Annotated in this window: 12 protein-coding genes; all 12 read left to right on the forward strand. The window is 36.0% G+C overall.

Annotated features, from left to right (window positions below):
* Window positions 1-336 precede the first annotated feature (336 nt).
* Complete coding sequence (locus BM246_RS00780) at window positions 337-1,893, forward strand: sulfatase (protein WP_083415657.1); 1,557 nt, start codon at window positions 337-339, stop codon at window positions 1,891-1,893.
* A gap of 91 nt (window positions 1,894-1,984) precedes the next feature.
* Complete coding sequence (locus tag BM246_RS00785; protein ID WP_074935398.1) at window positions 1,985-3,439, forward strand: sulfatase; 1,455 nt, start codon at window positions 1,985-1,987, stop codon at window positions 3,437-3,439.
* A gap of 27 nt (window positions 3,440-3,466) precedes the next feature.
* Window positions 3,467-6,037: an SGNH/GDSL hydrolase family protein gene (locus BM246_RS00790; RefSeq protein ID WP_074935399.1), complete on the forward strand. Its 2,571-nt coding sequence runs from the start codon at window positions 3,467-3,469 to the stop codon at window positions 6,035-6,037.
* 25 nt (window positions 6,038-6,062) lie between these two features.
* Entirely contained in the window at window positions 6,063-8,675 is a 2,613-nt protein-coding gene (locus BM246_RS00795) for a sialate O-acetylesterase (RefSeq protein WP_074935400.1), read from the forward strand.
* 16 nt (window positions 8,676-8,691) lie between these two features.
* Window positions 8,692-10,728 carry a glycoside hydrolase family 31 protein gene (locus tag BM246_RS00800; RefSeq protein ID WP_231961788.1) on the forward strand — a complete coding sequence of 679 codons (2,037 nt, stop codon included), beginning with the start codon at window positions 8,692-8,694 and terminating at the stop codon, window positions 10,726-10,728.
* A gap of 18 nt (window positions 10,729-10,746) precedes the next feature.
* A complete protein-coding gene (locus BM246_RS00805) occupies window positions 10,747-13,191 on the forward strand; it encodes a family 78 glycoside hydrolase catalytic domain (RefSeq protein ID WP_074935401.1) in 2,445 nt (814 codons plus the stop codon).
* A gap of 15 nt (window positions 13,192-13,206) precedes the next feature.
* A complete protein-coding gene (locus BM246_RS00810) occupies window positions 13,207-15,009 on the forward strand; it encodes an alpha-L-rhamnosidase-related protein (protein ID WP_074935402.1) in 1,803 nt (600 codons plus the stop codon).
* Between the two features lie 56 nt (window positions 15,010-15,065).
* Window positions 15,066-17,474 (forward strand): hypothetical protein, encoded by a 2,409-nt coding sequence (locus tag BM246_RS00815; RefSeq protein ID WP_139221815.1) that lies wholly within the window; start codon window positions 15,066-15,068, stop codon window positions 17,472-17,474.
* A gap of 24 nt (window positions 17,475-17,498) precedes the next feature.
* Window positions 17,499-18,923, forward strand: a complete 1,425-nt coding sequence (locus BM246_RS00820; protein ID WP_074935404.1) for a sialate O-acetylesterase — start codon at window positions 17,499-17,501, stop codon at window positions 18,921-18,923.
* A gap of 56 nt (window positions 18,924-18,979) precedes the next feature.
* Entirely contained in the window at window positions 18,980-20,455 is a 1,476-nt protein-coding gene (locus BM246_RS00825; RefSeq protein ID WP_231961789.1) for a sulfatase family protein, read from the forward strand.
* 84 nt (window positions 20,456-20,539) lie between these two features.
* Window positions 20,540-22,309, forward strand: coding sequence for an arylsulfatase (locus BM246_RS00830; RefSeq protein WP_074935406.1), 1,770 nt, complete (start codon window positions 20,540-20,542; stop codon window positions 22,307-22,309).
* 1,027 nt (window positions 22,310-23,336) lie between these two features.
* Window positions 23,337-26,414 (forward strand): SusC/RagA family TonB-linked outer membrane protein, encoded by a 3,078-nt coding sequence (locus tag BM246_RS00835; protein WP_074935745.1) that lies wholly within the window; start codon window positions 23,337-23,339, stop codon window positions 26,412-26,414.
* Window positions 26,415-26,456: the final 42 nt, after the last annotated feature.

Below are 26,456 nucleotides of genomic sequence, written 5' to 3' on the forward strand. Positions count from 1 at the left end.
AAAGTAAATAACATAACTATTAAATCTTATTTTAATTTAATTAAAAAGAAAAAATAGCCCTTATAAATATTTACTGCGTTAAAGATATTAAAATAACTTTAATATATCATTACTTAATTTTGGTGAGCGAAACAAAATAAGCTTATTTATTAAAAACCTAACAAATAAAACACAAATTTACCCCGCATATAATAGCGATATAACAATAAATATTATTTATTTTTACACATGCAACAAAAAACAAACACTTTTAAATACTTTATTAAAAAGTAATTTTTTTTTATAAATTTATCGTTTAAGAGTCTTTTTATTTCAGTTTAAACACGTAGCAAACACATGAAGCCCTCATCCCCTTTACTAAAGCACCTCCTTTTAATTCTATTGTTCACTTTTATCACTTCTTGCAAAACAGAACAAAAAAACGTTACCGCTTCCAAACCTAATATACTATTCATCCCCGTAGACGATTTACGACCAGAATTAGGTTGCTATGGAAATACGCTTATAAAAACCCCAAACATAGACGCACTAGCCAAAGCAGGCGTTATTTTTTCCAGAACATACTGCCAACAAGCGGTTTGCAATCCTTCTAGAGCTAGTTTACTAACAGGCTTACGACCAGACTCCATTCAAGTTTGGGATCTAGCAACAAAACTTAGAAGCAACTTACCCGATGTTGTGACGTTACCTCAATATTTTAAACAAAATGGCTATACTACTATAGGTATAGGGAAAACATTCCATAACGACATTCCAGATTACTTATCTTGGACAGAAAGACTACATCTTAAAGGTTTCCCTTATGACCCCGATGCCGTTTATGCCGACCAATTAAACTTAGAACTACTAGAAAACAAAAAACAACAAATAATAGCGCAAGGAAAAAACAGAATCGACCCTTTAGGCGTATGGTACTTAAAAGCGAACGCTACAGAAAGCCCAGACGTTAATGACGACGCCTATTATGATGGCGCCCAAACTACCTACGCGATAAACAGGTTACAAAGACTTGCAACCACAAAAGAACCTTTCTTTCTATCTGTAGGCTACTACAAACCACACTTACCTTTTAATGCTCCAAAAAAATATTGGGATTTATACAATAGAGATTCTATTCCATTAGCAACCAACCAATACCCACCTAAAAACAGTCCTGATTTTACAGTACACGGCGATCAAGAATTAAGAAATTATGATGATAGCCACGATTTGCCATTATCTTCGGAAAAACCTTGGAGCGAAGACAAACAAAGAAAAATAAAACACGGGTATTACGCTAGCGTTTCCTATACAGATGCTCAAATTGGAAAATTAATAGACGAGCTTAAACGCCTAAATCTTTTTGACAATACTATTATTGTACTTTGGGGTGATCACGGTTATAAATTAGGTGAACATAATAGTTGGAGCAAAATGTCTAATTATGATATAGATGCTCACGTCCCTATGATTATGAGTGGCGCTAAAGTAAAAGCGAAAGGAACAAAAACCAACGCCTTAACAGAACTTGTAGACATCTACCCATCACTTTGCGAAATGGCAGGTTTACCTATACCAAATCATTTACAAGGAAAAAGCTTTGTACCCTTATTAGAAAACCCAGAAACGGAATGGAAAGAAGCTGCTTACAGCCAATATTTACTTGGAAGATTTGGTACTGCTGAAACCAGAAAAAAAGAACGTATGGGCTATTCGGTTAGAACAGATAAATTCCGATATATAGAATGGTACGATTGGGATAAAGAATTAAAAAAACGAGGAGACTTCATAACTAGCGAACTTTTTAATCACGACACAGACCCTCAAGAAAACACTAACATAGCCCAAAATCAGAATAATGAAAACACAATAAAAGCACTTTCAAACTTATTAAATAAAAATTTCAAACATTAAATCATACGAATGCTTTTCCCACACCACATAGGGTAACACGTATTCATAATCGTCTTAACATATAACACCTAGTTAATTGAAAATTTCTCATATGCAATCACTTCAGTCATTTAAAAAAGCAGCCCTATTTATAGCTGTCGCGTTATTTCACCTTAACACATCGGCGCAAACCGATAAAAAACCAAATGTTGTTTTCTTTCTTGTAGACGATTTAGGTTGGATGGACATTGGCGCCAACGGTAGTTCGTTTTACGAAACTCCCAACATCGATCAATTAGCTAAAGAAGGCGTTCGTTTTACACAAGCCTATGTAGCATCCCCTATTTGCTCTCCTGCAAGAGCTTCTATTTTAACCGGAAAAAACCCAGCAAGAATCAATTTAACACAATGGATTGGCGGCCCAGGAAACCCCGATTACGAGAAAAACTTAGCACTTGAAGAAGTCCTCTTTCCAGAAGTATTACAAGAAGCCGGATACAAAACCATATTCTTAGGAAAATGGCATTTAAACGACGTTGCTGGCGAAGAAAAATTCTGGCCTAACAAACAAGGTTTTGATATTAATATCGCAGGGCATTTTAGAGGTGGACTTTATATAAAAAACAAATATTTCTCTCCTTGGAATATTCCAAATTTAGAAAATGGTCCTGATAACGAATACATGACGGATCGCCTAGCAGATGAAGCAACCAACTTTATTGACAAAAACGATAAAAACCCTTTTTTAATGTATTTCTCCTTTTACTCGGTCCACGCACCATTTGCAGCCCCTACCGATAGAATTGAAAAATACAACAAAAAGAAAGCCCAATTAGGCTTAACTGATGAAGATCGATTTGCAGTAGAAACCCAAGGCAACAAACCATTTACCTATAGAACAAAACAAGACCACCCAACCTATGCTGCTATGGTAGAATCTATGGATATGGCTGTTGGGAAAGTTTTAAATAAAATTAAAGAAAAAAAATTATCAGATAATACTATTGTTGTGTTTTTTGCCGACAATGGTGGGCTATCCACTTCGGAAGGCACTCCAACTTCTAATGCGCCATTAAGAGCGGGAAAAGGTTGGTTATACGAAGGAGGAATTAGAGAACCTGCTATTATTAAATGGCCAGGTGTTACACAACCTGGAACCGTTTCGGATGCTGTAATTACAAGTATGGATTTCTACCCAACAATTCTTGAAATGACAGGACAACCTTTACGCCCAGATTTACATGTTGACGGAAAAAGCCTTGTACCACTTCTTAAAAATCAATCTAAAAAAACACACGATGTTATGTACTTTCATTACCCACACCGCTCCAACCAAAAAGGAGGACCAAGCAGTGCAATTCGTGATGGCGATTACAAACTAATCCTTTTTCTGAATAAAAATAAATTCGAATTATACAACATCAAAAATGATATTGGTGAACGCCATAATTTAGCTTCGGAATTACCAGAAATAACAAATCACTTATATAAAAAACTATATGATTGGTGGGATGAAGTTGACGCTAGATTCCCTAAAGAATTTGTAAAACAAGCCCCTATAAACTAAAACATCAATTAACAGAGAACGCCCAACATGAAACACATTAAGTTCGCATTTATCATATTCTTTGCATTATCAATATCCTTTGCTAATGCTCAAAAAAAAGAGAAAATAAAAATTGCCTGCATTGGCAATAGTATCACATTTGGATACGGTATTAAAGACAGAATAAAAAATGCCTACCCAGCTCAGCTCGAGCGCATGCTTGGCGACAATTATGAAGTTAAAAATTTTGGCATCAGTGGGCGTACTTTATTATCTAAAGGAAATGCGCCTTACATAGAAACCGGAGCCTACAAACAAGCTTTAGCATACAACCCCAATATTGTAATAATTAAACTAGGAACGAATGATAGTAAAGCATTTAACTGGGTTTATAAAGATGAGTTTACTAACGATTATTTAAAGTTAATTAAATCGTTCCAAAACTTAGAATCTAAACCAAATATCTACTTAAGTCTAGCGGCACCAGTTTATAAAAGAGGTAGAAAAATTAGCGCAGATATTGTTGAAAAAGAGGTAAACCCTAAAATTAGAGCTATTGCGAAAAGTCAGAACTTAAATATAATTGACGTATTCACACCAATGTTAGACAAAGGTGCTTTATTCCCAGACGCTATCCACCCTAATGGTGAAGGTGCAGGTGAATTAGCAAAACTTATTTACAAAGCGCTTACAGGAAAAGAACCTGTTTTAGTTGACCAAAATTTCCCTGGAAAAAAAGAAGCATGGAAAGGCTTTACAAAATACACTTTTAAATTCAATAAAAAAGAAGCTTTTGTAATAGAACCTAAAAAAGCATTACCAGGTAAACCATGGGTATGGCGAGCACGCTTTCCGTGGTGGCACTCAGAAATGGATGTCATTCTACTTTCTGAAGGATATCATATTGCATACATAAATACCGACAACCAATTTGGTAGCCCAAAAGCTGTAAGAGCTTGGGATAGTTTTTATAAATACTTAATTAGATCTCACGATTTTAGTAAAAAAGTAGCCTTAGAAGGTGTTAGCCGTGGCGGTTTATTTGTATACAACTGGGCTAAAAAACACCCAGAACTTGTAAGCTGTATTTATACAGAAGCACCTGTTTGCGATTTCACAAGTTGGCCAGGTGGATTTGGAACCGGTATTGGTTCTGATAAAAACTGGAAAATTTTAAAAGAAGAATACGGTTTTAAATCTGATGCCGAAGCTAAGAACTACGCAAACAACCCTATTGATAATCTTGAAGCCTTAGCAAAAGCTAAAGTTCCTGTGATGCACATGATTAGTTTAACAGATTCTGTTGTACCGCCAAAAGAGAACACATTCCCTTTAATAAAGAAATACTTAGAACTTGGAGGTATTGCAACGGTAGTCACTTGTACCGAAGGAAAACAAACGCTGCACGGACACCACTTCCCTATAGAAACTCCACAAGTTGGTGCCGATTTTATAAAATACCACACAAAAAAAGAGACCACTTTATTAGACTCAAAAACCTATCACAAATTAAGAGCAGGATTACAAAACAGTAAAATCAAATTTGAAAGAGAAAAAATAGGTCGAGTTGCTTTTTTAGGAGGCTCTATTACTTATAATGGCGGTTGGAGAGATAGCATTACAAACTACCTAAAAAACAAGTTCCCGGAAACTAAATTTGAATTTATAGCGGCTGGGATTCCTTCAACAGGAAGTACGCCTGCTGCATTTAGAATGGAACGTGATTTATTAAAAAACGGTCCCGTCGATCTTCTTTTTGAAGAAGCTGCGGTAAACGATGGAACTAATGGCAGAACAAACGACGAGCAATTACGAGCTATGGAAGGTATTGTACGTCATGCACGCTACCTAAACCCTGCTACCGATATTGTCATCATGCATTTTGTAGATCCCGGAAAAATAAAATCGTACAGCAAAGGCATCATTCCAACAGTAATACAAAATCATGAAAAAGTTGCAAAGCATTACAATATTCCAACCATTAATCTTGCAAAAGAAGTAACAGACAGGATAGATGCAGGCGAGTTTAGCTGGGCAAAAGATTTCAAAAACCTACACCCGTCACCATTTGGACAAGGTATTTATGCACACTCTATGTTAACCTTACTAGAGAACGCATGGGTTAGACCCGTAGCTGAAGATGATAAAATTGGTAGCTACCCATTACCAGCACCTTTAGATCCATTAAATTACGATAAAGGTATTTTAGTAGATATCAATACCGCTAAACTAAGTGGCGATTGGAAAATTAACCAAAACTGGGAACCTACAGATGGTAAAGGCACTAGACCAAACTATACCAAGGCACCTATGCTTATTGCTAAAAAAATTAATGACGGCAAAGCGACCTTTTCATTTACAGGAAACACCGTTGGAATAGCAGTTGCTGCAGGACCAGATTCTGGAACAATAACTTACCGTATTGATGGTGGCGATTGGAAAGATTTAGACCTACTTACCAACTGGAGCAGAAGCCTTCATTTACCTTGGTTTTTCACCCTAGCTACTGGTTTAGAAAACACCAAACACAAATTACAGATTAAAATAACAGAAAACATAGACCCGTCTAAAAGAAAAGGAAACGCTTGCAGAATACGCTATTTCTACGTTAACCAATAACACTTTATAATTACAAAATTTCATTATGAAAATACAAATTAAATCCTATTTCAAGAATTGCTTTTTCTTGTTAATAACCTTACAGTTTGGACTAACAGCTAGCGCACAAGAACCTGTTAAGGTTTTTATTTTAGCAGGACAATCCAACATGCAAGGTCATGGCGAAATGGAAAAAGGAGAAAAAGGAAATCTTAACTGGGTTGTAAACCATGATAAAGCAGGCAAATACAAACACCTACGTGATATAAATGGTGATTGGTCCAAAAGAGACGATGTTTACATCCACGCCACAGATAAGTTTGATTCTATAAAATCAGGGAAATTAAGTGCTGGTTATGGCGCATACAGCACCACTATAGGTCCAGAATTAGAATTCGGCCATGTTGTAGGCGATACATATGGTAGTAAAGTGTTATTGATAAAAACCACTTGGGGAGGCAAAAGTTTAGCTGTAGATTTTCGTCCACCGAGTGCAGTAAGCGATAGCGGGTATATCAAATTACCAGCAAAACCAAAAGACACAGGGTATTACTATGTTCAAATGCTTTCTAATATTTATAAAGTTTTAGATCATTTACATGATTATGTTCCAGATTACAAAGGTGAAGGTTTCGAAATTTCGGGACTAGCTTGGCATCAAGGTTTTAATGACCGCGTTACCAAAACAGCCAACAAATACTACGAGGAAAATTTAGTGCATTTCATAAAAGATGTTCGTAAAGATTTAGGCACACCTAACCTTCCAATTGTTATTGCAACTACCGGAATGAAAGGCTGGGAAGATAAAGACCCTAGAGCACTTTCTATAATGAATGCGCAATTAGCAATGCCTAATTATTCAGAATTTAAGAATAATGTATCGGTTGTAGACACAAGAGATTTCTATAAAGAAAAAGCAGATTCTCCTGCCAATCAGTTTTACCATTGGAATAGAAATGCCGAATCTTACTTGATGATAGGTGAAAGTTTAGGTCAAGCTATGGTAGCATTAAAAGCAAAACAAGCGACTAATAATATACATCAAGACATTAGAACGGTTGCCACATATAATAACGATTACCTAACCCCTACACCACCCGTAGGATGGAATAGTTGGAATGCTTTTGAAAAAGATATTGATGAAAACAAAATAAAGCAAATCGCCGATATTATGGTGAGTTCTGGCATGCGCGATGCGGGCTACAAATACCTTGTATTGGATGATGCTTGGATGGCTGCTGAACGAAATGAAAAAGGCCAATTGGTTGCCGATTCAATTAAATTCCCAGGTGGCATGAAAGCTGTTGGAGATTACATTCACAGTAAAGGTCTTAAATATGGTATTTATGAATGTCGAGGCGATTTAACTTGTCAAAATTTACCAGGTAGTTTTGAGCACGAAGATATCGATATGCAGTCTTTTGCAGATTGGGGTGTGGATTATATTAAACTAGACGCCTGCTTCGCTAGAAAAAATGGAAGACTATCTTCCGAAGATTTTGACGTTTATCATAAAGCCATCCTTAAAACAGGAAGACCAATGATTTTAAGTATTTCCGATTTTGGAAGTGGCGCTTGGGCTTGGGGTGGTAAAAATTACGCGCAATTATGGCGTACCTCTGGAGATATTTATCCAAGAATTCAATCTGTTTATCGTTGCGCTGAAACCTCTGGTGGTAACGGTGCTATTCACCCTGCTTTTAAAGGTTTATGGCAATTTGCAGGACCAGACAGCTGGAACGACCCAGATATGTTACAAGTTGGTAACCTAAAAAGCATTACAGAAGATAAAGCTCATTTTAGCTTGTGGAGTATTTTAGCTGCCCCTATTATGGCGGGTAACGATTTACGCGTGATGTCCGAAGGTGTTAAAAACATCATCACCGCAAAAGAAGTCCTTGCCATCAATCAAGATTCAAGAACACATCAAGGGTATAGAGTCTACGAAAAAGATAGCATTGAAATTTACAACAAACCATTATCCGATGGAACTACAGCGGTATTAATGCTGAATAAAGGTGAAAAAATATCGGATATCACAGTCCTTTGGGAACAAATAGGATTATCTGGAGCGCAACCGGTAAGAGATTTATGGTTAGAAAAAGATTTAGGAAATTTCACAAATTCATTTACAGCTAAAAGTCTTAACAAACATGAACATCTATTACTTAAAATAGGAACTATTGGCAGTGAACTTGTTGCTGGTCCAACGCCTATTTCCGAAGAAAAATATACTGTTACAAAATCTGGCACAACTTACTTAAGTGATCTTTACTATATCGCTAAAAAAGGAAATGCGCCGGTAGAAAACAAAACCTTCGACGGAAAACCAATTAAAATGCGCGGTAAAAAATACCCCAAAGGACTTGGTGTAAAAAGTAATTCTGAAATGATGTACCGCCTAAATGGTAAAGCAAATCGTTTCCAAGCTACTGTACAAATCGAAAAATCGTCTCCAAAAAAGACCGAAGGCCGTTTTCAAATTATGGTAGAAGAAAAATTTGGTGGCCGCGTAATTTTTGATAGTGGCAAAATGAAAAAAGGCGATCGTCCGGTTAACATAGATATTGATGTTACAGATCTAGACTTTATTCTACTAGACTTTACTGGTAAAAAAGTATTTGGAAACTGGGGAGATCCTAAAGTAATAAGCAAATAAATAACATAGCATCATTATGAAAAAAATAGCAATTTTAAACCTCCTACTCGTTGTTTTGTCGCTCTCCTCTTTTAGAGCTTTTTCACAAGAAGAAGCAGGCCCGTTCACAAAGCTTGAAAACCGATTAATTTGGGAAAATGAAGGTCAACTGTTTTGGATGGATCCTTTCGGAGAAAACGCTTTACGCTTTAGAAGCTCAAAAAGTTTAAGAATATCTAATGAAGATTGGAACCTACTTCCACAACCCAAAGTACAACTCGAAATAACCATAAGCAAAAATAAAGCTACAGTTATTAACGGTGATATACGTGCCGAAATTGAAGCCAGAAATGGACGCGTTACTTATTACAACAAAGCTGGCGATCTTTTACTAAAAGAAGCCATACACCCGCACCACTTACACTTTGCAAGACAATTTGAAAGTAAAGGAAGTGATCATTTCGAATTAAAAGTAACTTTCGATGCCGACCCAGATGAACACCTTTACGGTATGGGGCAATACACAAACGACCGCCTAGATTTAAAAGGTACCGTTTTAGAGCTTGCTCAAAAAAACACTCAAATATCAATTCCTTTTTTACTTTCAACTAAAGGCTACGGTTTTATTTGGAACAACCCTGCGGTTGGTAGAGCAGAATTATCCATGACGCACACCAGTTTTTATGCTGAGTATGCAAAACAAATAGATTATGTTATTTTCCCTGGAGCGACTCCAGCTTCTTTGGTTGAGCACTATGCAGATTTAACCGGTAAATCACCAAAAATGCCAGAATACGGTACAGGATTTTGGCAATCTAAATTAAGATACCACTCTCAAGAAGAGCTCTTATCTGTAGCTAGAGAATACAAAAAAAGAAACCTCCCTATCTCTGTTATTGTAGCCGATTTTTACCACTGGCCTGTAACAGGAGATTGGAAATTTAATTCGGAATTATGGCCAGACCCTAAAGCTATGGTTGAAGAATTAAGAAGTTTAGATATCGAACTTATGGTTTCTGTATGGCCAACATTAGCTGAAAAAAGTGAGAATTATAAATACTTTACTCAGCATAATTTTACAATTCGTCCAGAATTAGGAAACAACTTATTTTTAAAAGCAAATGACGATTTAACATTTGTAGATGTTACCTATCCAAAGGCAAGAAAAGCCATGTGGTCTAAATTAAAAGAAAACTATTTCGACATGGGTATCCGCATGTTTTGGATGGATGAAGCAGAACCAGAAATTGAACCTTTAGAATATAAAAACATCAGATATTATAGAGGTAACGGTTTAGAAGTCTCTAACATTTACCCTTACAATTTTGCTCAAGCCATATACGAAGGCCAACAAGAAAGCGGTCAAAAAGAAGTAATCAACTTAATTAGAAGTGGCTGGATTGGAAGTCAGAAATTTGGAACATTACTTTGGTCCGGAGATATCAAAGGTGATTTCCCAACCCTTAGAAAACAGGTTAAAGCAGGATTAAACATTGGATTAGCAGGAATTCCTTGGTGGAATACAGATATTGGTGGATTCTACGGAAGCTCAACTTCAGAAGAATACAAAGAATTATTAATTCGTTGGTTCCAATTTGGTGCTTTTAGCCCCGTTATGCGAATGCACGGCGTAATTAGCCCAACAGTGAAACTTGAAGGTCAAATCACAAATTCAGGATCACCAAATGAGGTTTGGAGTTTTGGTGAAAAACCATACAAAATCATGTCTCGTTATTTAAATATTAGAGAACAACTTCGCCCATATATCCAAAAACATATGGATATTGCTTCAGAAAAAGGAACCCCTTTAATGAGACCATTATTCTATGATTTCCCTAATGATGATACTACCTATACTATCGATGATCAATATATGTTTGGCCCAGATATTTTAGTAGCTCCGGTATTAGAAGCTAAAGCTACGTCTAGAACTATTTATTTACCAGAAGGTTCTAAATGGAAAGATGTACACAGCGGAAAAACCTATAAAGGTGGAAAAACAATCACCTACAAAGTATCGATAGAAGACATTCCTTTATTTACAAGAAATGGCTACAATCTAAAACTTAAATAATAAATAGCTAAAAAACATATGAAACTATCACCAAAATTAATTTGGGTTTTAATGCTGTGTGGATTAACATGCACCGTGTTCAGTTGTCAGAATTTATCATCTGAAAAAACAGCGAAGAATTCACTAGAAGAGTCTACGACTGGATTCAATTTAGACAATGCTTTATGGATTACAGATGAAAAACCTTTACCAGAAAAAGACTCTTTATTTTATTTAACTCATCCTGCTCCTATATTCAGAAAAGAATTTAATTCTAAAGAAAACATAGAAAAAGCAACCTTATTTATTACAGCTGCGGGTTATTATGAAGCCACAATAAACGGTGAACGCATTGGTAAAAACGCACTAGATCCAGCTTGGACAGATTTTAGTAAAAGAATTTATGTTGCGGAATACGATATTACTTCGCAAATAAACGAAGACGAAAACTGTTTAGGTGTTACTTTAGGAAATGGTTTCTACAACCCGCTTCCTCTAAGAAAATGGGGACGAAGAAATTTAAGAACAGACCTATCAGTTGGAAAACCTACTGTAATTGCGAAATTAATACTTGAGTATGTAAATGGAGAATCGGAAGAAATCATCACCGATAACACTTGGAAATATAATTATGGAGCTATTCAAAAAAACAGTGTTTATATCGGGGTTGCTTATGATGCAACAAAAGAAATAAATGGATGGAACCTCAATGGTTTTGATGATAAGCAATGGGATGCTGCTGTTATTAATAATGGCCCTGGAGGCGATTTACAAAAAGCATTTTTCCCACCGGTTCAAATAACAAAAACCTTAACACCTGCCGCTATAACATCTCCAGAAAAAGATATTTATGTGGTTGATATGGGCGTGAACTTTACAGGAACATTTAAAATGAAAATGACCGGTAAAAAAGGAGACACTATCAATTATAGATTTGGAGAACGTATTTATGAAGACGGATCATTAAACCCGATGACTACTGTTATTGGCCAAATTAAAAGAAAAGGCGCAGGTGGTCCAGGTGCTCCAGCTATTGCTTGGCAAACCGACAGCTATGTTATTGGCGATAATGAAAACGCTTGGTTCCAACCTCAATTCATCTATCACACGTACAGATATATAGAAATTGCGGGCTTAAAACAAGAACCACAAATAAAAGACATACAAGGCTTAATGCTTCATACTAATGTTGAAAATTCTAATACATTTAGTAGCTCATCAGAATTACTAAACAGCATTCAAGAAATTTCAGAAAGATCATTTTTAACAAATCTAGTTAGCGTACAATCTGATTGTCCTGCCCGTGAAAAATTCGGTTACGGAGGAGATTTAAATGCAACAAGTGAATCTTATATTAACAACTTTGATATGAAAGGCATCTACCGTAAAACAGTATATGACTGGGTAGACGCTATGAAAGATTCTACTTTTGTTGATACGGCGCCTTTTGCTGGTGTGCAATACTGCGGAATTAGTTGGGAATCTGCATACTTAACCACACAGTACTATCTATACCTTTATTATAACGATACAGATTTTGTAAAAGAGATGTATGAAAACAATAAAAAATGGATGGATAAAGTTGCTAGAATTCACCCAAACGGCATGGTAAACAAAGGTCTAAGTGATCATGAATCTTTAGAGCCTGTTCCCGTTGAATTAACAGGTACTTCACATTACAAGCAATGTGCAGAAATAATGGAAACCTTCGCCAAGGTGATGAATGATAAAGAAAATGAATTAAAATATCGTCAACTAGCGGAACACTTAAAAACACTAGTTAAAAATGAATTTTGGGATAAACCGGTAACCACTAAAATTAACCGTCAAACCTTATTTTCTACATTACTTTACCATAACATTGTACCTAAAGAAGAGCTTGCCGCTGCTAAAGACTCCTTACAAAAAGCGATTAACAATGGCCCTTCAAAACATTTAAACACCGGTATATTTGGCACTAAATATGCTTTAGAAGCAGTTTCTAAAAACATTTCACCAAATGCTGTTTTCGATATCGTTAATAGCACCGAATACCCAGGATGGGGCTTTATGGTGGATAATGGAGCAACAACCCTTTGGGAAACTTGGAAAGAAAGCGACGGTACATTTTCTAACAACCACCCTATGTTTGGGTCGGTTTCAGAATGGTTTTACAGATGGTTAGGCGGTATACAACCAAACCCTGAATTTCCTGGTTTCAAAAAATTCATTTTGGCACCATCTACGCCTGAAGGATTAGACTATGTAAACACAACATACAACTCGCCTTTTGGAACAATAACCTCTAATTGGAAGAAACTTGCTCCAAACTCATACGAGTACACTTTTGCTATTCCTACTGGGAGTAGCGCACAAGTTAGCTTAGTATTAAAAGCGTCTCAAGACATAAAAATTTCAAAAGACGGCGAAGTCTTTAATCAAGAAACAAAAGCAGGTCATTTTGATTTGAATGCTGGTCATTACAAGATTGTAATTTCAGAATAAAAAAACAACCATTTAATGAGACGACTTCTTTTAAATATTCTAATTGTACTTGGAGCTTTTCTGAAGCTCCAAGCACAAGATTATAATGAGGTTAAAGCAAAGTTAGAGTACAGCCAACACAAGCCTGTAAAAATTGAGAAGTTAGGCCATGGTCATTATTTTATAGACTTCGGAAAAGCCTATTTCGGAACAGTGACTTTAAAACCTCATGTATCACAAAAGGACTCTATTGTTTTTCACTTGGGAGAGCAGCTGTCTACAGCGCAAACTATTAATAGAAAACCTAAAGGAACAATTAGGTACCAAAGGGTCATGCTGCCCGAGTTAAATAAAGGAGAAGCAACAAAAATTATCCTGCCAAAAGTTATAGGAAACACCAAGCCTCAAGCCATAGCGCTTCCGGATTCCATTGGTGTTATTATGCCTTTTCGTTACTGTGAAATAGAAAATTTAAAAATCCCAATAGACCAACTTGAAATCACTCAAAAAGCTGTTCATTACAAGTTCAATGATAACGCTAGTTTTTTCACCTCTTCGGATACCATCCTTAACCAGATTTGGGACATCTGCAAACACACCATTAAAGCCACAAGTTTTAGTGGGTATTATGTAGATGGTGACAGAGAGCGAATTCCTTACGAAGCCGATGCTTATATCAATCAATTAAGTCATTATGCTTTTGATAATGAATATTCTTTAGCAAGAAGAACTAACGAATATTTTATTTCTAGCCCTACCTGGCCAACGGAATGGATCCTTCATACGGCTAAGATGTTTTATTACGATTATCTGTACACCGGTAATACCGAATCCATTAGTAAATATTACGATAAATTAAAAGATAAAACATTAATTGAATTAGCTCGAACTGATGGTTTAATCACCACCGATAATGAAAAGCTGAACAAGGAATTAATGACCCAATTGGGATTCAAAAAAAGAAAGAAGATTAGGGACATTGTAGATTGGCCCATGTCCGAACGCGACGGTTATGAAATGAAAGCCATAAATACCGTAGTTAATTCTTTTTACTATGAAAATCTTCAAATGATGTCGCGCATTGCGGAAGCCCTTGATAAAAAGGAAGACGTCCTGTTTTTTAAAGAAAAAGCAAACCAAGTTAAAACACTTATTAACGATAAATTATTCGACCAATCTACGGGACTTTATATAGATGGTGAAGGTTCTAGTCACTCCTCGCTTCACGCCAATATGTTCCCATTAGCATTTGGAATAATTCCAGAAGCACGCAAAGAATCGGTCATCAAATTTATTAAATCCAAAGGGAAGGCTTGTAGCGTTTACGCGGCTCAATATTTATTGGAAGGCTTATATAAATCTAATGAAGCCACATACGCCAAACAATTAATTACGACTACAGACCACGACAGAACGTGGTGGAATATGATTAAAACAGGATCTACCATGACTTTGGAAGCTTGGGATATAAAATACAAACCTAATCTGGATTGGAATCATGCTTGGGGAGCAGCTCCCGGGAATATTATAACCAGAAATTTATGGGGCATTATCCCGCTAACTCCAGGTTTCGAAAATGCAGAAATACACCCTCAATTAGACAATCTTAGTTTTTCTGAAATTAAAGTTCCTACTATTAAAGGGGCTATTACAGCAAAATTTAAAAAGAGTGATGCGCATAATTTCACATATGAAGTTACACTGCCAAAATCCATGAACGGACAGTTTAGAATTCCAACCGGACATTGGAAAACGATAAAACTTAATGGGAAATTAATAAACGAAAGCCCCAAATTAAAGCTTAGCGAAGGACATAATATTATTACTCTAAAAAAGTAATTTAAAGCATCCTTTTTAAAATTATGATCATTACTGAAATACAAAAAATAAAATCAATGATATTTAACACGTCACATCACTTTACAACTATGAAGCATATTCTGTTTTCCTTATTTTTCATGTCATTTTTAAATGTAGCAGCTCAAGAACACGTTTTCCCTGGTGCAGATGAAAAAACACCATCCAAAGCACAGTATTTTAGTTGGATAAATAACACAAACGAAGGTCCTACAGACGAGCATACCAAAATTAACTTAGACTTCTTTGGTTGGTTAAAAAGTGAATACGGCATGCAATTAGACATCTATGCTATGGATGCAGGTGCTATTGATGGTAAAAATTTTTACGGCAGTATTTATTCAGATAGGTTTAAAAAACAATTCCCAAATGGCTTCGACCCTATTTATAAACAAGCCAAAGCGCTTGATATTAGATTAGGTGTTTGGGGTGGTCCTGACGGATTTGGAGACACTCCCGAAGAAGAAAGAGCACGTATTGATCAAATGGTGAAATTGTGTAAAGACTACGATTTTGCACTCTTTAAATTCGATGCCGTATGCGGCCCATTACGTCCAGAAAAAGAAGGTGCTTTTATCGATTTAATGAAAGAAGCGCGTTTACATAGTCCAGATTTAATTTTATTAAACCACCGTCTTGGTCTTGATAAAGCCAAACCATACGCGACTACGTTTTTATGGGGAGGTGCAGAAACCTATATCGATGTTCATATGGCGAATACCATGACGGCGCCACACCACAGAGCGCAAGCCATGACTAGAGGACTTGTTCCAGACTTGCAGCGTTTAACAGAAGATCACGGCGTATGTATTTCATCATGTATCGATTTTTGGGAAGACGATTTAATCCTACAAGCTTTTAATAGAGAATTAATTTTATCTCCAGAAATATACGGGAACCCTTGGTTATTAAACGACGATGAATTTTCAAAACTAGCCTACATCTATAATTTACATAAAAAATATAGAGACATTATTGTCGACGGTATCGTACTAGATAAAGCATACGGAGAAAATGCCGTATCTCGTGGTGATGGTAAAACACAACTTTTAACACTTAGAAATTTAAATTGGGACACATCAACATTTTCTTTAAAATTAAATGAAGATATCGGTATTACAGCCCAAGGTGATGTTACATTAATTCAAGTACACCCTACCGAAAAATTAATTGGTACATTCAAAAAAGGAGAATCCGTTCCTGTTGATGTACTTCCTTTTAGATCGGCATTATTTATAGCGACCACAGAAAATTATACCGACCCACTTTTAGCTGGAACAGATTTTCAAACCACAAAAAATATTCCTGGTTCACCGATAGAAATTGAAGTTCTTGGAATGCCTGGAACCACATCAAACATTAGTTTATTAAATAACGATTTATTTAGCACTGCAAAGGTTGATGGTAAATCTGTTCAGAAATTAATTAACGGCGGAAAATTAAAATTACATTTCCCTGGAGATAAATTAAAAAATAATTTTCATCGTAAACTAAATGCGTTTACAGAAACGACCATCCCAAAAGATGTAACAGCACTTTATGAAGCGACCATTTTTGCAGCAGATAACAATGCATTAGAAGTACGCTCTTTAAAACGCTCTGGTGAGACTAAAATACCTGAAGTTAAAGCGGCTCGTGATGCCTTTTTTAATCAAGACGCTTTTGTAAACCGTGGTGTTTGGGACAAAAACTTATTCGACGGTAACCTAGAAACTGGATTCTGGTTTGGTAAAACGTACAAAGACACCCGTATTGATGGTGGTGCTTTTAGATTAGATTTAGGAGAAATCACTTTTGTAGACCAGCTTATTATTACAGTTCCTAACAACTTTGCATTACAACCGTTATTGGTGGGTGAAGGTAATTTTGTTGAAATATCTACCGATCTCCTAAACTGGGAAACCTTAACTTATATCGCAGAAAACCAAACAGAAATAAACATTGGTAAAAACGTTCGTTACCTAAGATTTAAAAATTCACCTCAGCAAATTGTAGAAATTGAAGGTGTTTCTAAAGGAAAAAAATTAGATAGAAGTCAATGGAAAACCTCAAACCTATTTGCGCATCCTAGCAGAAAGAAAGTTCAAAAAGTATGGAAATCTAAAATTGTTTTAGACGAAATAGCAGAAGGCAGTTACTTATGTGTAGCCTTAAACGGAAAACACGGTATTGAAGGCGCTTATGCCGCAGCAAAAATGGGGGATCAATATATTGGCGCTCCAGATAGAGCATCCTCTTACCCTGCGAACAATTGGGAGTTTATGACTGCCAAAAGAGATAAAAATTACACATACTATATTCCATTAGACAAAACAATGGTTGGAAAAGAAATTGAGGTATTTACTATGGGATATGATAAAAACAACTTAGATTTTAATCCGGAATTATGGATTACCGCACATCCACAACCTTGGAAAAAAATTAAACTTACGTTAGACAGAAAATAATAGCACACCATTAAAAACTCAAGCATGTATAAAAAATCCATTTCAAACACTGTTTTATTACTTCTTATTTTTTGCATCACGCATATAGCATCAGCAGAAATTAAACTGCCTGCATTTTTCAGTAGTGAAATGGTTTTACAACAACAAACAGACGCCGCCATTTGGGGAACTGCCACACCAAGTAAAACAGTAGAAATTACAACATCTTGGAATGGAAAAACGTACACCACCAAAGCCGATAAAAATGGAAAGTGGAAACAAAAAGTTAAAACCCCTAGTGCAGGAGGCCCTTATGATATTACTATTTCCGACGGAACACCTTTAACGCTAAGTAACATTTTAATTGGAGAAGTTTGGATTTGCTCTGGACAATCTAATATGGTGATGCCTTTAAAAGGATTCAGTAAACAACCGGTGTTAGGCTCTAATAAAACCATTGCTACATCTTCCAACAATAATATCCGCCTATTTAAGGTTTTACAAAAAGCTAGTCTAGAAAGACTCGACAATGTAAGAGGCAAGTGGTTAGTCTCTAAACCAGAAAACGCTGCTAATTTTAGTGCTACGGCTTATCATTTTGGCAAAATGCTACAGGACGTATTACAGGTTCCTGTAGGATTAATTGTAACGGCTTGGGGAGGTACAAGAATAGAACCATGGATAAGCGAAAGCGGACTTAAAACATTTGATTGGGTGCCTGACCCAGCTGTAGACGCGAAAGGCAAAGTTACCCACAGAATACCTACTACCCTTTTCAACGGTATGATAAATCCTTTAGTAGGTTTTACGATGAAAGGTGTGCTTTGGTATCAAGGTGAATCTAATGCTTCGGAACCAAAGAAATATGAAGCCCTAATGCCTGGTTTAATTAAAAACTGGCGTGAAGAATGGGCTATTGGCGACTTTCCTTTTTATTATGTTCAAATTGCACCTCATGATTATAGCAGCAAACCAGGCGTAAACTCGGCATTACTTAGAGAGGCACAATTAAAGGCTTCTACTAAAACGGTAAATACGGGCATGGTGAGTTTAATGGATGTAGGCGAAAAAGACATCATACACCCAGCTCACAAACAATTAGGAGGCGAGCGTCTCGCATATTTAGCCTTAGCAAAAAGTTATAATATGAAAGGTATTGAATACTCGGGTCCCGTTTTAAAAGATATGATTATTGAAGGCCCTGTTGTGCAACTCAAATTCGATCATGCTAAAACGGGACTAAACACCTTTGGTAAAGATTTTACAAATTTCAAAATCGCAGGTAAAGACAAACGTTTTTATCCGGCCCAAGTTTCAATAAATTGGAAAGGCTTAGTCTTATTCTCTGCTTATGTTCCTAATCCTGTTGCTGTGCGTTATGCCTTCGAGGATTTTACCGTTGGAGAATTATTCAATACTGCCGGCTTACCAGCATCCTCTTTTAGAACAGACGACTGGGAAGTAAAATAATCCATTTTTACTTAAAACAGAATTTACTATTAATTGCCAATAAATTATAAATTGATATGTTACATCATTTAAAAAAAGGACTAAAATCTTTGTTTTCTTGCCACATCCTATGCATTGGAATGCTTATTTTAAATACTTCTTGCAACGAAACAAAGAAAAAAAGTACGGAGGTGAGTAGCATCACTTCTCAAAAACCAAATATTCTTATTCTATTAACAGATCAATGGCGTGCACAAGCCACAGGTTATGCTGGTGATCCCAATATAAAAACCCCAAATCTAGACCGCTTAGCTTCAGAAAGCATCAACTTTAGTAACGCCGTTTCAGGAACTCCAGTATGTACACCGTATAGAGCGGCACTACTCACAGGGCAACTGCCGTTAACAACAGGGATTTTTATGAACGATATTCAGCTTAATCCGGACGCCCTTACTATGGCCGAAATATTTGGCGAGCATGATTATGATACGGGCTATATTGGTAAATGGCATTTAGACGGACATGGTAGATTACAAAATGTTCCTACCGGCGAAAGAAGACAAGGTTTCGAATTTTGGAACGGTAATGAATGTACCCATGATTATAATAATTCTGTTTACTACGACAATGAAAATCCGAATAGAAAAATATGGGAACAATATGACACTTTTGATCAAACCGATGCTGCCTTGCATTATATCAATGACCGAAAAGAAATAGATAATCCGTTTTTAATGGTGGTTTCTTACGGGACACCACATGGTCCTTATCATACCGCACCAAAAGCATATCGTGACCGTTTTGATCCTGAAAACATTATACTGAGACCAAATGTACCCGAAAAATCAAAAAAAAGAGCTAAAAAAGAACTATCAGGTTATTACGCCCATATTGCTGCCATAGATGATATGATCGGAAAAATAACCGAAGAACTCAAAGCGAATGGCCAATGGGATAACACCATGATTCTATTTTCGTCAGATCACGGTGACTTATTAGGATCTCATGGTGAGTTGAAAAAACAACAACCGTATGACGAATCTATTCGTGTCCCAATGTTATTAAAAATGCCTGCTCATGCGAATTTAAAACCAAGTATTAATAAAACGGTTGTAAATTCCGAAGACATCCTCCCTACCCTTTTAGGCTTAACGAATATTGCTATTCCATCCACTATAGAAGGAACAGATTATAGTACCAGCATTAAAAATAACGAAGATGTCGATAATGCAGCACTTATTAGATCCATCCAACCTTTTGGCTCATGGAACAGAAATCGCGGCGGTAGAGAATATAGAGGTTTAAGAACACCAAGATATACCTATACCCGTGATTTAAATGGTCCTTGGCTTTTATTCGATAACCAAGAAGACCCTTACCAAGAAAACAATTTAATTGGCAATAAAGACTATGCAACCATTCAATCTGAACTTGAAACAAAACTTTCACAACGCTTAAAAGCCAACAAAGATGAATTTCTTCCAGGATCAGAATACATAAAAAAATGGGGCTATACTGTAGATAAAACAGGTACCGTTCCATATACAGAATAATGGGGTTTTAATGTTTATAACTAAAAATAGAATGTTTTGAGCAGCTCACAATAACAACTTAAACACGCTACTAAACAGATTAAAATGGCCCATACATCCAAAAACATATTTCTCGCTTTTTGTCCTATATTCTTTTGCTTCATGTCTCAGGATTTAGAAGCACAAACAAAGCCCAACGTTATCCTTATTGTAACGGACGACCAAGGTTTTGGAGATCTTGGATATTACGGCAACCCACATGTAAAAACACCAACAATAGATCGTTTCGCAAAAGAAAGTGTGCGCTTTGATGAGTTTTTAGTGTCCCCTGTATGCGCACCAACCAGAGCAGCTTTAATGACAGGCAGATACTCATTAAGAACAGGAGTTCGCGATACTTATAGGGGTGGCGCTATAATGGCAACCAATGAAATAACCATAGCAGAAATGCTTAAAGCTGCAGGATATAAAACAGGCATGATTGGCAAATGGCACTTGGGAGACAACTACCCATCAAGGCCACAAGATCAAGGTTTCGATTTCACATTAAATCACCTATCCGGAGGCATAGGTCAAGGTGGAGATTGGCCAAATGCGCTGCAAGGTAACCGCCGATATTTTGACCCCATTCTATGGAAAAACGGAGAAATGGTAGAAACCAAAGGCTATTGCTCCGATGTGTTTACAGATGAAGCTATTCATTTTGTTGAAGAAAACAAAGCCAATCCTTTTTTCCTGTATTTATCGTTCAATGCTCCGCACGCTCCGCTTCAAGTTCCCGATGAATATTACAATATGTACAAAGATATTGATCCTTCGAAAGGTTTTGAAAATGACGACAGACCATTCCCTGTAATGGATGAAAAAATGAAAGAAAATGCTCGAAAAGTTTACGCCATGGTTTCTAACATTGATGACAACTTAAAAAGGCTTTTTCAAAACTTAGAAAACATAGGAATCAAGGATAATACCTTGGTCATTTTTATGACAGACAATGGCCATCAGCATGATCGTTATGCTGCGGGTATGCGAGGCAGAAAAAGCTATGTATATGAAGGCGGCGTTAGGGTTCCTAGTTTTTGGAGTCTTCCTTCTCAATTTAAAGGAAATCGTGATATTAAAACACCGGCAGCACACTATGATGTTTTACCCACTTTGGCAGAATTATGCCACGCGCCACTCCCCAATAATAGAATCCTAGACGGAAAAAGCTTATTACCTTTATTAAATAATGAAACATCTAACTTAGAAAACCGAACCTTTGCACGTAGTTGGGTTCGTGGTGGTCCAGAAAAATACACCAACATATCCATTAGAAAAAACCAATACAAACTAGTTGGTAATACAGAACAAACAGCAGACATCAATACATTCGAACTTTATAATATTATTAAAGATCCTTACGAGCAAGACAATATGGTAACCACCCATCCTATAGAAGCTCAAAGTTTAAAAAACGAAATAGATACTTGGTTTAATGCTATGGTTTCAGAAAAAAACTTCATTACAGAGCAGCCTGCTATTATTGGAACCATTCATGAAAACCCAACGGTATTAAACATTAATGATGCTGTATTCACAAGAAACAAGCAACTCAATCAAGATGTGGCAGCGTGGAAAATAGATGTAGCACAAGCAGGTGTTTACAATATAAAAATTCAATTATTTCAAAAAAACATAGACCACCTTAAACTTCTTTTAAAGATAGGAGACGTAGAAATCAATAAAGAGATCCCATCCTTAAAAGATGGCATTATATATATCGAAAAGGTAACATTAGAAAAAGGCTCTACAACTCTAATCCCTTTTATTACTAATAAAAAAGGTTTTTACATAAAACCTTTTTATACTGAAATTGGTACGAATATTTTATAAGTCATTTAATTTCAAACCACTTACTCCTATTACACCTCTAAGCAAAAAAGGGAATCGTTTATAAAGACTTTCTAAAACACTAGCATTTCGTAAAAGCCTATATAAAATCATCTGTTTTCAATTTCTAGAGTCATCATATAGTTCAAATAAGCTTTTATAGTATTTTGAATCAAAAAAATTTCTTGGGATGCTAGACCAATATGTGATATGACCCGAAGCTATTTTACTGTCCTTTTTTACCTAAAAATAATTCTATAGCTATTACGGCTAGTAAACCATTTATAACCATGGTTATCAAAACCTTGCTTTACAAGAAAAAAAATAACATAGAGTTAACTTTAAGAATATTATAAAGTAATAGAAATTTGTTCCTCTTAAAAAACTATGAGTATCAAACAGCAAGCCAAAAACAACACAAAAAACTATAATTCAAGTGATTGCAAAAAAACATAATAAACCGTAAACTTTTTTGACATAATAATAAAAACCAAATATTCTGTTAAAAAATTAAGCTTTTGTTAAAATAGTATATTCATATGTTAACTTTTTGCATCAATCAGCCCAAGTTTAAACATAGTTTTACATAAAACATATTACCCCTATAATGTAATATGTTTTAAGGCACTTTTTTTACTTATCAAGATGAGTTATAGATAGTGCAGCTTTCCTGAAAGAAGATCATTACAATTATGTTTTGATAGTAGTTACAAGGGGAAGATCTAACTAATATTACATATAATTATGCAAAACCCATGGTGTCACCAAATATTATTTAAAACCCTGTTTTATAAAAAGAGATCTTTTTGCTACATGGTTTCACCAGGTTTCGGTGTGATTTAATAAAAATAAGTTAGAACGCTTTGTCTTAAGTTAATAATCGAATTATTAAATTCCTATGAGAAAATCACAAATCAATTATCCTTTTTATCTAGAGGATTGTAAATTATTCATTCAAAAAATAAAAAAGCCCCTTATGGTTGCGTTTTTTATTTTTCTTGCTGATTCCAGCAAGGTATTTGCCCATGATTTGAGCTTCGAAAATGAATCTCTTATTTTAACAGTACAATCAACCAAAACGGTTCAAGGAACCGTTACTGGAACTGATGGTTTAGGTATTCCCGGTGTCACAGTTTCTGTAAAGGGTACTAATAAAGGTACCATAACAGATTTAGATGGAAAATACAGCTTAAAGAAAGTGTCTGAAAATGCCATATTGGTATTCAGTTATCTTGGTATGCAAGGCCAGGAAATCCCTGCTGCAGGGAAATCCATTGTCAACACCATAATGCAAGATGACCTCGATGAGCTTGACGAAGTTGTCATAGTAGGATACGGAAAACAGGATAAATTAAGTGTTACAGGTGCTGTAGCCTCTATTAAAACAGAGGAGATAAAACAGAGTCCATCTCCAAACGTTGTAGGAGCTCTTACAGGACGACTACCAGGTCTTGTTGCAGTTCAAAGTAGTGGTCGTCCCGGAGCTGAAGGTTACGGTATCTATTTGAGAGGGATTAGTACTACCAACGGATCTTCACCACTAATACTTATAGATGGAGTTCCTCGTGACAATATTACTCAGCTCGACCCTAATGAAATTGAAAGCGTTACTGTCCTTAAAGATGCCTCAGCTACAGCTGTATTTGGTGTTCGTGGAGCCAACGGTGTAATTTTGGTAACTACGCGAGTAGGGACAACAGAAAAACCATCAATTAGTTTTTCTTATGAAACAGGATTGCAATTTTTAACTTATAAAACAGAGATGTTGGATTCATGGGATTATGCAGCAATGAGAAACCAGGCTCTTGTTAACGATGGCTATGCTCCAAAATATTCTGAACGCCAAATTGGCTTAATGAAAGCAGGAACCAGCCCTTTCTATCCTAATACCGATTGGTATGATATAATGACAAATGATTTTGCTCCGACAACGAGATACAATGTAAATATGTCGGGCGGAAATAAGCGTTTCAAGTACTTCTTTAACGCTGGCTTCCTCGATCAAAAGAGTTTTTATAATGCTTTATCAAAAGATGACCTTGGGTATGACCCGCAGTTTAAACTAAACCGATATAATTTCAGAACCAATTTGGAAATAAAAGCTAACAGCTGGATTTCTGCAGGTGTTAATTTAGCAGGCTACTTAAGTAAGGTAAATGGAACTACCGCGCAGGCTTCTCAAATATATGTAGGAATTAACTCCATGACACCGGTTACACCCGGCCCGCTTTCTTCTGCAGGATGGGAAGAGTACGGAATAACAGAAGGTAATCCTATTACCCCAGACGGTGTAAGCAATCAGAATCCTTACGCTTTATTGAATTACCGTGGATACAATAGCTCAGAATCTAATAACCTGAACACAACTGCTTATGTTAACTTTGATTTAGGTATGATAACCAAAGGCCTTTCATCTAAAATGATGGCATCTTTTGATACCTATTCTAGTTCTACTCTTAATGGAAAAAAGAGTTATAACAGTTATCAATTCGATATTAATGAAGAACAAACTCTGGACGGTGATATATATGACCTTATAGAATTTACACCAGAACAGGTACCACAGTTTTACCCTATAACATTATCCAAAAGTTCAAGTTTTAGATATAAAACTAATTTACAATGGATTATAAATTATAACCGAACTTTCAATAAAATGCACAAAGTTACGGGAATGATATTGGCTCAACGCGATAATAGTGAAGCCGCAAGTGGAAGTAGTGAAAATTTACTCCCTTACAATTATATGGGTGTTGCAGGTCGTCTTACTTATGGCTATAAAAATAGATACCTAGCCGAATTTAATGTCGGTTATAATGGCTCGGAACAGTTTGCCCCAGGCAATCGTTATGGTGTGTTCCCTGCCGGATCTGTGGGATGGGTAGTTTCTAATGAACCTTTTATGAAATCGCTTGATTTCTTGTCTAATTTTAAGTTAAGAGCCTCTTATGGTAAAGTAGGTAGTGATAATATTGGTGGTACACGATTCCTATACCTAGACAAAATGAATGTTGGTACTTCTGGAAGAATTACAACCATTAGTGATTTGTTTGTCACAGAGAGCCTACTTGGAAATCCTGACATTACTTGGGAGGTGGCCTACAAACAGAATTATGGTCTTAATTTAGCTTTTCTAAAAAATACACTAACACTTTCTGTGGATGCTTTTAAAGAAAGAAGAGAGAACATCTTATTAACCCGTCAAACGGTTCCTGAAGTTACCGGGCTTACCACTATTTATCCAAAAGCTAACCTTGGAATTGTTGAAAACAAAGGATATGAGATTGAACTAGGATACCGTAAGCAAATCAATAAAGATTTCTCTCTAGGTATTCGTAATACCTTTGCTTATGCGAAAAACAAAAACGTATTTGCCGATGAAGCTAGTCAAGGGGAAGATTATTATTTACAATATAGAAAACAAGGCCTAGCTATTGGCCAATATGTTGGTAAGGTTGTCGATTGGAAATCTGAAGGTAATGGGTTTTATATTTCAGAAGATGAAATTAACCAAACTACGTATTCAGGATCAACTCCACGATTGGGAGATTTAAAGTATTTAGATCTAAACCAAGATGGAAATATAGGTCCTGAAGATAACGACCTAATTGGACACTCTCCTGTTCCTCGAATCAGCTACAGTTCAATAATAAACCTTTCATATAAAGGTTTTGATTTATCTTTAATGTTCCAAGGGGTTGCGCAGGCAACCAAAAACTTTACTGCATCAGGAGTATGGGAATATGGAGATCCTGGTTATTATTTTGAGTACCAAAAAGATAACTGGACACAGGAGCGATATGATAATGGAGATGCCATTTCATATCCAGCACTATCCTCTTACAGAAGTAACACCAACCATACTATTAACTCATTTTTCACTACCGATGTATCTTATTTGAGATTGAAAAACGTTGAGTTCGGCTATACTTTTCCAAATAGCTTATGTGAAAATTTAGGAATTAAAAAAATCAGGATATATACCAATGGAAGTAATCTTGCTACATGGACCAATAACAGATTTTCCCACTTAGACCCAGAGATTGGCCGCTCCCCTTTGATTCCGATTACCCGAATATTTAATTTTGGTGTAAACGTGACGTTTTAGATTGGTGTAATTATTAAATTAAAAAAATTAAAAAATGAATAT

The sequence above is a fragment of the Algibacter lectus genome (assembly GCF_900112395.1).
Classification (GTDB): Bacteria; Bacteroidota; Bacteroidia; order Flavobacteriales; family Flavobacteriaceae; genus Algibacter; species Algibacter lectus.